General features: G+C 49.0%; 20 protein-coding genes. 19 read left to right on the forward strand and 1 reads right to left on the reverse strand.

Annotation, left to right across the window (positions count from 1 at the left end; translation table 11 throughout):
- The first annotated feature begins 211 nt into the window (after window positions 1–211).
- From J3348_RS11730 to J3348_RS11795, 14 genes are all read left to right on the forward strand, one after another.
- Entirely contained in the window at window positions 212–472 is a 261-nt protein-coding gene (locus J3348_RS11730; protein ID WP_005945283.1) for a hypothetical protein, read from the forward strand.
- Window positions 469–723 (forward strand): hypothetical protein, encoded by a 255-nt coding sequence (locus J3348_RS11735; protein ID WP_005924919.1) that lies wholly within the window; start codon window positions 469–471, stop codon window positions 721–723. The genes J3348_RS11730 and J3348_RS11735 overlap by 4 nt, the downstream gene beginning before the upstream one ends.
- Window positions 686–1,582, forward strand: coding sequence for a DUF6017 domain-containing protein (locus tag J3348_RS11740; RefSeq protein WP_207699047.1), 897 nt, complete (start codon window positions 686–688; stop codon window positions 1,580–1,582). The genes J3348_RS11735 and J3348_RS11740 overlap by 38 nt, the downstream gene beginning before the upstream one ends.
- On the forward strand, window positions 1,582–2,415 hold the full coding sequence (locus J3348_RS11745; protein ID WP_207699048.1) for a ParA family protein: 834 nt from the start codon (window positions 1,582–1,584) through the stop codon (window positions 2,413–2,415). Before J3348_RS11740 ends, J3348_RS11745 begins: the two co-directional genes overlap by 1 nt.
- A complete protein-coding gene (locus J3348_RS11750) occupies window positions 2,372–3,298 on the forward strand; it encodes a ParB/RepB/Spo0J family partition protein (RefSeq protein ID WP_112091998.1) in 927 nt (308 codons plus the stop codon). The genes J3348_RS11745 and J3348_RS11750 overlap by 44 nt, the downstream gene beginning before the upstream one ends.
- Window positions 3,299–3,364: 66 nt before the next feature.
- Window positions 3,365–3,835, forward strand: coding sequence for a hypothetical protein (locus J3348_RS11755; protein ID WP_207699049.1), 471 nt, complete (start codon window positions 3,365–3,367; stop codon window positions 3,833–3,835).
- Window positions 3,836–4,126: 291 nt separating this feature from the next.
- Window positions 4,127–4,327, forward strand: coding sequence for a hypothetical protein (locus tag J3348_RS11760; protein ID WP_117553876.1), 201 nt, complete (start codon window positions 4,127–4,129; stop codon window positions 4,325–4,327).
- Window positions 4,251–4,700, forward strand: a complete 450-nt coding sequence (locus tag J3348_RS11765; protein ID WP_097779484.1) for a DUF3846 domain-containing protein — start codon at window positions 4,251–4,253, stop codon at window positions 4,698–4,700. The genes J3348_RS11760 and J3348_RS11765 overlap by 77 nt, the downstream gene beginning before the upstream one ends.
- Before the next feature lie 29 nt (window positions 4,701–4,729).
- Window positions 4,730–5,188, forward strand: coding sequence for a PcfB family protein (locus tag J3348_RS11770; RefSeq protein WP_207699050.1), 459 nt, complete (start codon window positions 4,730–4,732; stop codon window positions 5,186–5,188).
- Window positions 5,185–6,966 (forward strand): VirD4-like conjugal transfer protein, CD1115 family, encoded by a 1,782-nt coding sequence (locus tag J3348_RS11775; protein WP_207699051.1) that lies wholly within the window; start codon window positions 5,185–5,187, stop codon window positions 6,964–6,966. The genes J3348_RS11770 and J3348_RS11775 overlap by 4 nt, the downstream gene beginning before the upstream one ends.
- 137 nt (window positions 6,967–7,103) lie before the next feature.
- Entirely contained in the window at window positions 7,104–7,262 is a 159-nt protein-coding gene (locus J3348_RS11780; RefSeq protein ID WP_112121893.1) for a Maff2 family mobile element protein, read from the forward strand.
- A gap of 155 nt (window positions 7,263–7,417) precedes the next feature.
- Window positions 7,418–7,690: a helix-turn-helix domain-containing protein gene (locus tag J3348_RS11785; RefSeq protein WP_002593556.1), complete on the forward strand. Its 273-nt coding sequence runs from the start codon at window positions 7,418–7,420 to the stop codon at window positions 7,688–7,690.
- Window positions 7,650–8,027, forward strand: a complete 378-nt coding sequence (locus J3348_RS11790) for a TnpV protein (protein ID WP_055079944.1) — start codon at window positions 7,650–7,652, stop codon at window positions 8,025–8,027. The genes J3348_RS11785 and J3348_RS11790 overlap by 41 nt, the downstream gene beginning before the upstream one ends.
- 30 nt (window positions 8,028–8,057) lie before the next feature.
- Window positions 8,058–9,020: a DUF3658 domain-containing protein gene (locus J3348_RS11795; RefSeq protein ID WP_035393624.1), complete on the forward strand. Its 963-nt coding sequence runs from the start codon at window positions 8,058–8,060 to the stop codon at window positions 9,018–9,020.
- A 62-nt stretch (window positions 9,021–9,082) separates the two neighbouring features.
- Here the strand turns inward: J3348_RS11795 and J3348_RS11800 are convergent, their stop codons facing one another.
- Window positions 9,083–9,889: a helix-turn-helix transcriptional regulator gene (locus J3348_RS11800; protein WP_005930715.1), complete on the reverse strand. Its 807-nt coding sequence runs from the start codon at window positions 9,887–9,889 to the stop codon at window positions 9,083–9,085.
- Between the two features lie 484 nt (window positions 9,890–10,373).
- On the opposite strand from J3348_RS11800, the gene J3348_RS11805 reads away from it, so the two are divergent.
- The 5 genes from J3348_RS11805 to J3348_RS11825 all read left to right on the forward strand — a co-directional run bounded on the left by J3348_RS11805 (window position 10,374) and on the right by J3348_RS11825 (window position 11,960).
- Window positions 10,374–10,562, forward strand: a complete 189-nt coding sequence (locus J3348_RS11805; RefSeq protein WP_002304353.1) for a hypothetical protein — start codon at window positions 10,374–10,376, stop codon at window positions 10,560–10,562.
- On the forward strand, window positions 10,559–10,900 hold the full coding sequence (locus J3348_RS11810) for a DeoR family transcriptional regulator (protein ID WP_005930726.1): 342 nt from the start codon (window positions 10,559–10,561) through the stop codon (window positions 10,898–10,900). The genes J3348_RS11805 and J3348_RS11810 overlap by 4 nt, the downstream gene beginning before the upstream one ends.
- Window positions 10,893–11,189: a DUF3847 domain-containing protein gene (locus J3348_RS11815; RefSeq protein WP_002594808.1), complete on the forward strand. Its 297-nt coding sequence runs from the start codon at window positions 10,893–10,895 to the stop codon at window positions 11,187–11,189. Before J3348_RS11810 ends, J3348_RS11815 begins: the two co-directional genes overlap by 8 nt.
- Before the next feature lie 311 nt (window positions 11,190–11,500).
- On the forward strand, window positions 11,501–11,755 hold the full coding sequence (locus J3348_RS11820; protein WP_117541237.1) for a CPCC family cysteine-rich protein: 255 nt from the start codon (window positions 11,501–11,503) through the stop codon (window positions 11,753–11,755).
- Window positions 11,756–11,786: 31 nt separating this feature from the next.
- Window positions 11,787–11,960 (forward strand): hypothetical protein, encoded by a 174-nt coding sequence (locus tag J3348_RS11825; protein ID WP_227093999.1) that lies wholly within the window; start codon window positions 11,787–11,789, stop codon window positions 11,958–11,960.
- Window positions 11,961–11,979: the final 19 nt, after the last annotated feature.

The raw sequence follows: 11,979 nt of genomic DNA on the forward strand, positions 1-11,979 counted from the left end.
TCTGCTAAAATTGGTAGCCGCTTTCCTGTAAATCCATGTAAATACAAGATAATTTGTGTAAATCTATTTTCCACATTCCTACCAGAAACCGTGCAAAACACTTTTCTCCATACATAGCGCGTTCACTCGCTGTTCTCTCGGAACAGAAAGAGGAACGCGCTTTTTTGTTTTTGGGCTGAACTTCCCGAATCCACCAAAGGAGGGTTTACCGATGAAAAAAGTTCTGACCGTCACGATGGACGGTATCCGCTACCACGCTTCCCGCCCGGCAGATTGCCGGCACTGCTTCTTCTGGAAGAACCGAAAGAAGGGCTGCGTTCTCGGCAAAGAGAACTGCTACTATCTGATTGAGCCGCCCAAAGGCCCCAGCAAGTGCGAAGGATGCCCCTACAAGCGGGCAAAGCCCTGTGTGCTGGTTCCCTGCTACAAAGACCTGATGGCACCGCTGGAGAAACGAGGTGATGCCAAGTGAGCCACAAGCGAAACGAAGCTCTGCGCCATGTTCAGCACTCCATGCACCATGTGATCGCCGCTGGCGAAGGTTCCGATCGTGCCCCGGACAGCTGCAAGCTGTGCCCGTACTATCGACCCGATTTCAAGTTCCGCACCTGCCTGTATGCCCACTGCCCTTATAAGAAGCAGGTCAATGTATTCCGTTCCACACCTGAAAAATGGGATATTCTCTATGCCCGAAAAAAAGCCGACAAGAACCGCAGACCTTGATTACTTCTATGGGCAGTCCAGCGAGCTGTTCTCCTTCTACCGGATTCCCAAGCTGTTGTTTCAGGATAGCCGCTTCCAACCGCTTTCCACAGATGCCAAAACACTGTACGGTATCCTGCTGGACCGCATGAGCCTGTCAGCCCGGAATGGTTGGTTGGACAAGGCTGGGCGGGTGTTCATCATCTATACTGTGCAGGAGGTGCAGGATTCACTGGGCTGTGCCGATAAAAAGGCCACCAAGCTGCTGCGAGAACTGGAAGAGTATGGCCTGATCGAACGCAAACGGAGGGGGCTGGGCAAGCCCGACCTCATCTATGTAAAGAATTTTTCGTCAGAATCGTCAAAAACGCCCTACTTGAATCGTGATAATGACGATTCTGGAACCGTCCAGAATACGCTTCAAGATCCAGCCAAACTACGATGTAATAAGACTGAGAGAAATAATACAGAGGTAGGCGATACTGATCCTATCTCTTCCGATGAAAACGACTGGATGAGCGAACGTGAACAACTGGAAGAATATTTTTCTCAGGCTTTGGAGGTAGACCTTCTGCTCCGGCTTTGCCCGGATGATGAGGACACCATCTATCAAATCGTGAATTTGCTGGTGGATACCTGCGCTACCAACCGTAAGCTACTGCACATTGCCGGGGACGATAAACCTGCCGAGGTGGTACGCAGCCGGTTTATGAAGCTGAACGCCGACCATATCCGTTTTGTGCTGAAGTGCCTTGCAGAGAACAGCAGCCCAATCCGAAACATGAAACAATATCTGCTCGCTTCTCTGTACAACGCACCCACCACGATGCAGCTTTCCTACCAGAACCAAACCAACCACGACTTAGCGATGCGGGGGTGATGAAAATTTCAAAGAAAGCAACCACGATTGCCATCGTCAACCAGAAAGGCGGCACTGGCAAGACCACTACTTGCGAAAATCTGGGCATTGGGCTGGCGATGGAGGGCAAGAAAGTCCTGTTGGTAGACGCTGACCCGCAGGGCAGCTTGACCATCAGCATGGGCTGGCAGCAGCCCGATGAACTGCCCACAACCCTTTCCACCTTGATGGCAAAAGCCATGAACGATCAGCCCATCCAGCCCGGCGAGGGCGTTCTGCACCATGCGGAGGGCGTTGACCTGATTCCGGCGAACATCGAACTAGCAGGGCTGGAAGTGTCTCTCGTCAACTGCATGAACCGGGAAAAGATGCTCAAGCAGGTGCTGGAAGGAGCAAAGCACGAATACGATTTCATTCTGCTGGACTGCACTCCTTCCCTTGGGATGTTGACCGTCAATGCACTGGCAGCAGCAGACACCACCTTGATTCCCGTGCAGGCGCAGTATCTGTCTGCAAAAGGCTTGGAACAGCTTTTGCAGACCGTCCAAAAGGTCCGGCGGCAGATCAACCCGAAACTGAAAATCGAGGGTATTCTGCTGACCATGACCGACAGCCGCACCAACTACGGACAGCAGATCGACAATTTGATTCGGGGTGCTTACGGCAGCAAGATCAAAGTGTTTGACCAGACCATTCCCCGGTCTGTCCGCGCTGCGGAGATCAGTGCTGTGGGTAAGAGCATTTTCCAGCATGACCCCAAAGGCAAGGTGGCAGAAGCCTATAAATCTCTGACTAGGGAGGTGATGGCGAATGCCGAAAAACAGCTTAAACGTGTCGCTGAAAGGGGCAGATGACATCTTCTCCACAGAAGAATCCCGACAGGAGCAGCAGCGGGAACAGGTTCAGCAAATCCCCATCGGGGAGCTGTTCCCTTTCAAGAACCACCCCTTTAAGGTTTTGGATGATGAGTCCATGCAGCGCACGGTGGAGAGCGTGGAACAGTACGGCGTGTTGTCTCCGCTGATTGCCCGTCCCCGCCCGGAGGGTGGCTATGAGATCATCTCCGGGCACCGCCGTCAGCACGCCGCCCAGCTTGCCGGGCTGGATGCGCTGCCGGTCATTGTCCGCAACATGGACGATGATGCCGCTGTTTTGCTCATGGTGGATAGCAATCTCCAGCGTGAAAACATTCTGCCTAGTGAAAGGGCTTTCGCTTACAAAATGAAGCTGGAGGCTCTAAAAAATCAAGGTGCTAGGTCGGATTTAACTTCGACACAACTTGTGTCGAAGTTGCGAAGCAATGAACAGCTTGGAGCTGAAAACAATCAAAGCCGTGAAACCGTCCGGCGTTTCATCCGCCTGACCAACCTTGTCCCCGAACTTCTGGACATGGTGGACGAAAAGAAAATCGCCTTCAATCCCGCTGTGGAATTGTCCTATCTGGACGAAAGCCAACAGCGGGATTTTTTAGAAGCTATGAACGACACCCAGAATGCGCCGTCCCTTTCCCAAGCGCAGCGGCTCAAAAGGCTGGCGCAGGAAGGGCACTTCTCGTATGATGTTGCCTTTGCGGTCATGGGAGAAGAGAAAAAGGACGAGCTGGACAAGGTGGTCATCAAAAACGACACCCTGCGGAAGTATTTCCCGCGCAGCTTCACCCCGAAACAGATGGAGGACACTATCATCAAGCTGCTGGATCAGTGGCAACGCAAACAGCAGCGGCAGAATGAGCGCTAACACACATTTTGAATGTAAGACCCAACCGGGTCTTTCTTTTTTGCAAAAATTAGGAGAAAAAGCACTATGAACACTACCATTGATCTCAAGACCGCAAAGACCATCGAAGCCATGAACCAGAAAATCAACCACATGGACAATGCTGTGACCGACTTCTTCAACAAGATGAGCGATGTGCTGGAGCGGCAGCTCGGCGATGATGAAGTTTACGCCGCCGTGATTGCCCCGGAGATCGAACTGACCATCACCCCGCTGGCGAACGTTCGCAGTTACCTGCCTTGCTTCGATGAAACTGATTCCTGCTACAGCATCAGCGAAGATGTGCCGCTGGCACTCTGCTACGATCCTCGTCAGGTCATTACGCTGGCTGGCAAGCGTTACCTGTCCGGCGCAGTCATCTTTGTACGCTACGACACCGATGGCAATTTTGTTGCACTTACCACCGCCGACCTGTACCTGATCCAGTGTTATCTGGGCGAGAACAGTGTTCCTCTGATGGCTGGCCGCAAGAAGATGGTCTGCATCTGCATTGACTGAGAGGTGCAGTATGGATACTGAAATGACCTGCTATGCGAGTTTCGCAGAAGTCACGGAGGACTTTTACTGTTCCGCCGTTGATGTTTTGAAGATTCTGGTTCTCCGTCTGCACGACTACCATGCTTGTTGCTTCCATTCTCTGCGGGATGCTCTGTACGACTATTTTTCTACCGATGCCGCACCGCATACTCATGCCAATGTTTCCACTAAGCATACCGTTATCGCATCTTGCGTTCCTCGTCCTCCCTGAGAGATTTTTTCTCACAGTTCAGTCAATGTAGGAGGGTTGTTATGAATTTTATTTATTCGTTTATCATTTTTGAAGCTGGTGCCCTTTGTGGTTTTTTCATCGCCGCACTGATGAATGCCGCTCGTGCCGGGCAGGAGATCACCATCAAATTCGAGGAGGAAGATAATGGAGCAGAACGAGAACACTCTGTCGGTGCTGAAAATTGCACCGGGACAGTATCCGCAGCAGGTCGAGATCGATAACGACCTGAAAGCCTTGCAGCAGGCGGTGGGCGGCTCTATCGGCGCAAGCTACCCCTTTGCTGATGACCCGATTGCCATCGTTTATAACGATGACGGCAAGCTTATGGGTCTGCCGCTGAACCGGGCCTTATGGGACGAGGACGGGCTGATGTACGATGTTATTGCCGGAACCTTTCTGGTGGTAGGTCTGGGCGAGGAAGATTTTGTATCGCTCTCCCCGGAGCTGGCGCAGAAGTATGAAGAAGAATTCCATCAACCCGAAGCCTTTCTCCCTCTGGGGCGTCGCCTGATGGTCATTCCGGTTCCGGATGAATCAGTTCAGAGTGATGCAGAAAAGGCTGTGAGTAAGCCCCCGGTGGAACATGACCGTTAAGGCGATTTTCTGCACAGGAGGTGGTAACGATGCAGGAAGAAATCGAGCATAAGACGGTCAACCTTGCCATCTCGACCACAAAACTGTCTGCCCGCACCCTGCTGCGTGGGATGCAGTTTCTGCTGCGGCAGTACGACAAGCACGCTTCGCAGGGCAAGCAGTCCATGAAGCGGCTGGTACGGCAGAACCGTGGCGTGACCAATGTGGAGATCCAGAAAACTGGCATCAAGGATTTTGACCGCTATGCTAAGCGGTATCACATCGACTACTCCATCCAGAAAGACCTGTCCTGCACGCCGCCCCGGTATCTGATCTACTTCAAGGCACAGGACACGGACGCTTTGAGCGCAGCATTCAAGGAATATTCGGCATCGGTGCTGGATAAAACCAAGCGTCCTTCCGTGCTGGCAAAGCTGCACGATCTGGCGCAGTCCGTTGCAAATCTGCCGGACAAAGTGCGGCACAAGCAGGAGGAGCGTGGCCTATGAGCAAAAAGAAGCTTTCCAAGCTGTTGGTGCTCTATCTGCCCTATGTGGTAATTGGCTTGCTGGCCACCAATCTGGGCGAGGCGTGGCGGCTGGCCGTGGGCAAGGAACTGGGCGACAAAATCGTATCACTGATGGATACGCTCCCGGCTGCATTTTCAAATCCGCTGCCCAGCCTGCACCCTCTGGATTTGCTGGTGGGCTTGTGCTGCGGCGCAGGGTTACGGCTGGCGGTCTATCTGCGTGGTAAAAACGCCAAGAAGTACCGCCACGGCATGGAGTACGGCTCTGCCCGGTGGGGCGGACCCAAAGATATCGAGCCGTTTATGGCTCCGAAGTTTGAGGACAATATCATCCTCACCAAAACAGAACGCCTGATGATGTCCAACCGCCCACCGGACCCCAAGAACGCCCGGAACAAAAATGTGCTGGTAGTCGGCGGCTCCGGCAGCGGTAAGACAAGGTTCTTTATCAAGCCGAATCTGCTGCAATGTGATTCCAAGAATTTTCCGGTATCATTCGTGGTTACAGATCCGAAAGGTAGTATCGGCGTGGAATGTGGAGAAGCCCTGTTAAAGCACGGCTACAAGCTAAAATTCTTCAACACCATCAACTTTTCCAAGAGTATGCGCTATAACCCCATGGCGTACATCCACAGTGAAAAGGATGTTCTGAAACTCGTGACCGCACTGATGACCAACACCAAAGGTGAAGGTCAGGGCGGCGACCCTTTCTGGGACAAGGCTGAACGGCTTTTGCTGGTTTCACTGATCGCGTACCTCCACTACGAAGCCCCTGTCGAGGAGCAAAACTTCGCAACGCTGTTGGAAATGCTCAACACCATGCAGGTCTCGGAAGATGATGAAACTTACCAGAATCCGGTAGACCTGTTGTTTGAGGATCTGGGCAAGAAAAAGCCCAATTCCTTCGCTGTGCGCCAGTACAAGCTCTATAAATTAGCTGCCGGCAAGACGGCCCGTTCGATACTGATCTCCTGCGGTGCCCGGATGGCACCTTTCGACATTCAGGAAGTCCGGGATGCCACCATGTACGATGAGCTGGAGCTGGACAAGCTGGGCGACCGGAAAACGGCATTGTTCCTGATTATGAGTGATACCGACAGTACCTTCAACTTCTTGATCTCCATGATCTACACGCAGCTTTTCAATCTGCTCTGCGATAAGGCAGATGACCAATACGGCGGCAAACTGCCCGTCCATGTGCGGTGCTTGATTGACGAATGTGCCAACATCGGTCAAATTCCGCAGCTGGAAAAACTGGTGGCTACCATCCGCAGCCGTGAGATCTCGGCGTGTCTGGTCTTACAGACCCGCAGCCAGTTGAAAGCCATCTACAAGGACAACGCCGACACCATTGTCGGCAATATGGATTCGCAGATCTTTCTCGGCGGCAGCGAGCCTACCACCCTGAAAGATCTTGCCGAAGCACTCGGCAAGGAAACCATCGACAGCTACAACAATTCTGATACCCGTGGCAATAGCCCAAGCTATGGCACCAACTATCAAAAACTCGGCCACGAACTTATGAGCCGGGATGAACTGGCGGTGCTGGATGGCGGCAAGTGCATCCTGCAGCTTCGTGGTGTGCGCCCATTTTTGAGCGACAAGTACGACCTGACCCAGCACCCGAACTACAAGTACACCTCCGATTATGACCCCAAGAACGCACTCGATATCGAGAAGTTCTTGAAACGAAAAGAAAAAATCCACCCGGATGATACCTTCATCATGGTGGATGCCGATTCACTCCCGCCCGCCTGATAAGACGAGCGGTTATTTTTTACCCATTGACCCAACAGGTACACCGGAAAATCGGCCTTCGCCGTGGCTTTCGGCTTTTTGCAAACGGATTTCAGGTGTGTGCAGGGTCACTTTTTCAAAACAAAGGAGATTTTTCTATGGAATTCTTTAACAGCGCAGTGGACGTTCTGAAGACTCTGGTTGTGGCATTGGGTGCCGGTCTGGGCGTGTGGGGTGCCGTCAACCTGATGGAGGGTTACGGCGGCGATAACCCCTCCGCAAAAAGTCAGGGTATGAAGCAGTTCATGGCTAATTAAAGGGAACAAAAAGAAAGGAAAAGCACAATCCAGACGGTATCAGCGGCAGTCTACAAGAATAAATTGTGATTACACAAGATTGGTGCTATAATAAGAGAAAAGTTCCTGCCGGGGCAGCCGCCCCGGTGGTATGGATAGAAAGGCAGGAAAGCAATATGCACATCAGCTATAAACCACTCTGGCATACACTGTTAGAGCGTGATATGAGAAAAGAAGATTTAAGGCTTGCCGCCGGTATGACAACGAATATGATTGCCAACATGAGCAAAGAGGGAAAGCACATCAGCATGGACACATTAGCCCGTATCTGCGAAACGCTGAATTGTGAGATTACCGATGTTATTGAGTTAGTACCAGACGAGCCTGCTTCCACAGGGGGTAAGGAACATGAGCGAATTGAAACCAAGAATAACGGAAAACGGAATTGATTATATCCTTGTCGGAGATTACTACATCCCGGACTTGAAACTGCCGGAGGAACACCGCCCTATCGGAAAGTACGGACGGATGCACCGGGAATATTTAAGAGAAGTCCACCCAGTCAGATTGAATACATTGATACTGACCGGAGAATTGTGGACATATCTTGCAGACCTGAACGAACAGGCACAGGAACGGTTAGACACTATTATGGAGCAGATGAAAGCTACCGAGGGCGTGACAGAGGAATTAAAGCGTACCTGTCAAATAGAATGGGTACAACGATGTAATAACATCCATAACCGGGCAGAAGAAATTGTTTTGCATGAGATGATTTATTCATAAACAGGAGCAATTAAATCGGAGGTATATCAGATGGTTGAAATTGTATTTAGTGAGAGTGCCTGTGGAAGTTTGAAAATTGCCCAAACTTACGGCAGGGGAAAATATAGAGGAAGTGCAATTTCGGTATTTATAAGGCACGAAAACGGGAGTGTTCCATCTTCAAATGAAATGAAAGAAGCACAACTTCAAGCACAAGAACAAGAATGTATTGCTTGGGAAAATGCTATTCCATTGGGAGGCAAGAGCAGTGATGTTTATTGTTTTGATATGGCTCTTAGTGTGGGAGATATTTCTGATAATGAAATTGGCGAACAGAGGAAAAATGTTCTCAAGAAAATGCTGTCTGTCTGGTTTGTAGAGGATTTAGATTATCAGGTTGAAGAAAAAATACAGAAAATTAAAACTACATTGTCCTCAGTTATTGAACGATATGTAGCTGGGGAAGAAGTTCGCATTTGGTATAGCTATAATCCGGATGAACTTTGCGGTATGTACTGGCTTATGAAACAACTTCGACCATTAAACTGTCAGACAACAATTTATTTGGTTAAATTACCTACATGGGAATATGGAAAAGAAAATGCTATGACATCTAAAATATCATGGGGTGAGGTGTCTCCTGGCGAATGGGGAAATTATATAACTCTACAAGAGAAAGCTGAGCCTGTATTTCTTTCAGCTTGCGCTATGAAATGGAATCAACTTCAAAATGAAAATGCACCTTTGCGTGCAATGTTAAATGGTAAATTGCAAAGCGTTTCAGAAGATATATATGATAGTTTCATTCTTCGTGAAATTGCGGAACAGCCAGAACAATTCAAAATGGCTATTGTCATAGGTAATGTTTTAGGAAAATATCAACTTGGAATTAGTGATGTATGGATTTCCAATCGCATTGATAAAATGCTTGAAGATGGTGTGTTGGAAATTATACAGGACGCACCAAAGGGAGAAACAAATTATCGCCGGATATTAAGAAAACGAATGAAATAATAACCACAGTAAGAACCGCTGCTACATGGAAGGCATCCCAACCATGCAACAGCGGTTTTTCTTTATCGTTTTTTCCTCTGGCTGATAGGCGTTCCCATTTTCTTTGATTTTTTGAGAATCCGAATCAGCCAGCGAAATTCTTCGTCTGACAGATTTTTATAGTTGATACCGAGCTGCTTGCAGTAAAGTACAACGAGCTTTTCATCCCGGCTGCCCTTGAAATTTTCGACCGCTTCCAGATTTTCTTTCAGTTCATCAGCAACGGTGGTCTGGGGTGCACTCTCGCTGTCCTTTTTGTGAGCTTCCCGAATATCCCGGATAATGAGATTGAGGTCATCCCGTACCATCTGACTGAAATACTCATCATCACTGATATGGGCGGCTTGCAACACTTTCAAATGGGGGTCGTCTTCGCCAGGGCGATACCGTTCAATGATTTCATGCCGGACGGTATCGACAAGGGCATTGAGGTTCTGAATCTGCATGGTGGCAATCCCATCCACATAAATCTCAATATCCGCAAGAAACTTGATAAAATCCTTATGTGTGGCAAGTTCGCACAGCAGACGGTTGTTAATCCGACCACTTTTCAGAAGTGCTACCATTTCATCGCTCAAATGCAGCTCCCTTAATGGCGTGTTGATCTCCGCCCGGTTCTCTGTCCGGCAAAAGAGATAATCGAGGGACACCCCATAAAAATCTGCCAGCAGGATAAGGTTGCCATGATTGATTTCCTTATAGTCGTCTTTTTCATAACTGCCAAGAGCCGATTTTGAAATACCCGTTTGCTCAGCCAGTTCTTCCAGTTTTAATCCTTTGTTTAATCGTAAATCTTTTAGCCGTTCCTGTATTGTAGTAGCTCCGTTCATTGAAGCAGTTCCCCCTTTTTGACAACATATATAACCGTTGAATTGATTATACCATATCAATTCCGCAATCGTGGAAATTTTTGATTTTTGCCCTTAATTCCTACTTTGTGGACATACCGCACGAGGCACAAAAATGTTCTATGATACAGGTAGTTCATCGATGGATTATTCCAATCGAATGACCAGCCTGTGTGGGATATGCTTCCCCGGCGATGTAGTGCCATGACTTTTGGCAGGGATGTGGAGGAACCCTGACCGAAACGAGCATACCAAAGGGAGCGATACGCCGCTGTGAGATTCAGGGGAGGAACGACACCGGGGAGAACTGGCGAACTGACACCGAAATGATACCGAAACACGACAATCTGATAGGGGGATAGTCTACCCTATCGCTGATACTTCGGGAGATTTTAGGCGGCTCTATGGCTGTAATTTTGCCGAAAATCGCCCCGAAACCATACACGAAAACGGGAGGAAGCGCAATATGCCGAGAATGAGCAAAAAGAGGAAGCATGAGCTTTCTTTTTACCTCAATGACCGGGGGCGTGTCACTTACAACGAATTATGCCGGAAATGCCAGCATGGGTGCAAGCAGAGTTTCCGGGCGGTTGTGATTGACTGCCCCCGTTATTTATCCAAACGAGCAAAGAAAAAGGAGGAACACACCGAATGAATTTTGAATTTATGACGATAGACACACCATTGCCGCCCTGTATGGCTTTTCCAAGAGCGTTGACAGGGTTTCCAGTCAGCAGCACCGCAAAGGTCATGTACTGCCGGATGTTGGACGCTATGCTCTCCAATGGGCAGGAGGACGAGAACGGAATCCTGTTTGTCTGCTTCCCTGTCACAGCCATTGCCGCAGTCCTGTCCCGCAGCTCTATGACGGTCAAGCGTTCTTTGAATGAACTGGAAAACGCCGGACTTATCATGCGGGTGCGTCAGGGCGTTGGAGAACCAAACAGGATTTATGTGCTGATACCGGGAAAGGAGGACGCTGCCCTTGCCTGATACTTCAAAGCTGGAAAAACTCAATCGGGAGTTGGAGAAAAGCGAAAAGAAACTGCGGAAAGCCATCAATGATGAAAAGGCATTGCAGCACCAGTTAAAGCAGCTTACCCGAAAGGAACGGACGCACCGGCTCTGTACTCGTGGCGGTATGCTGGAAAGTTTTCTGCAAGAGCCGGAACGCCTGACAGATGATGATGTCATGCTGTTGTTGAAACTCATTTTTCACAGGCAGGACACGCAGGAACTATTGAAAAAACTGCTGGAACGGGAGAAGCCGGAAACCCCTTAGTTTACTAAGGGCGCAATTATACACCACCCAGAGGTTGGCGCATTGCGTTCTCCGAAGGCTCCTCGCCGGAGGGCTGTGATTTTCCGCAGTCATGGTCTGCTCCAAATCATACAGGGGACGCTACACTTCCCCTGCGCTGGCTGCCGCCAGCTACCCTTTTGTGGACTTGCCTGTTGGGGACACCTTGCGGTGCAAGCTGTTCCCAGCCGACAAGTTTCATAAAATATGCTATCTTTTCGATAGGCAATGAAGTATAATGAAGTCAGCAATAAATCAGGAATTTGAGGTCAAGGCTTAAACGGGAGGTTTATATGAAAAAATACCAATGTCCTTGCTGCGGATATTTTACCTATAATGTTCCGGCAAATGAAGATTGTGGGTATATCTGTCCCGTTTGTTTTTGGGAGAATGACCCGTTCATTGCTTCTGATAACGAACCAAGCGACTCTAATCATGGAATAACACTAAAAGAAGCGAAATCCAATTTCTCAAAATTTGGTGCTTGTGAAAAAGAAATGTTATGTTATGTCCGACCACCGAGAGATGATGAAAAGAAAATTTCATAGCAACAATGTCGAAGTTATGGAGGGAATAAAAGTGAAGGACACTGCTAAGAGAGCAATAGTTACAGTTATTGTGTTTGTTATAATTTATGTTTTATCTGGTCCAATTATCGGATATACAAACTACGATATGTATTTGAAAGGAATTGAATTTTTATCAGCGGTAATCGGAGCAGGATGTTACTGGATAGGAAGCAATAAAAAATAGTTCTTGAATTTGACAAAGG

The sequence above is a fragment of the Faecalibacterium sp. Marseille-Q4896 genome (assembly GCF_017377615.1).
In the GTDB taxonomy this organism is placed as follows: domain Bacteria; phylum Bacillota; class Clostridia; order Oscillospirales; family Ruminococcaceae; genus Faecalibacterium; species Faecalibacterium taiwanense.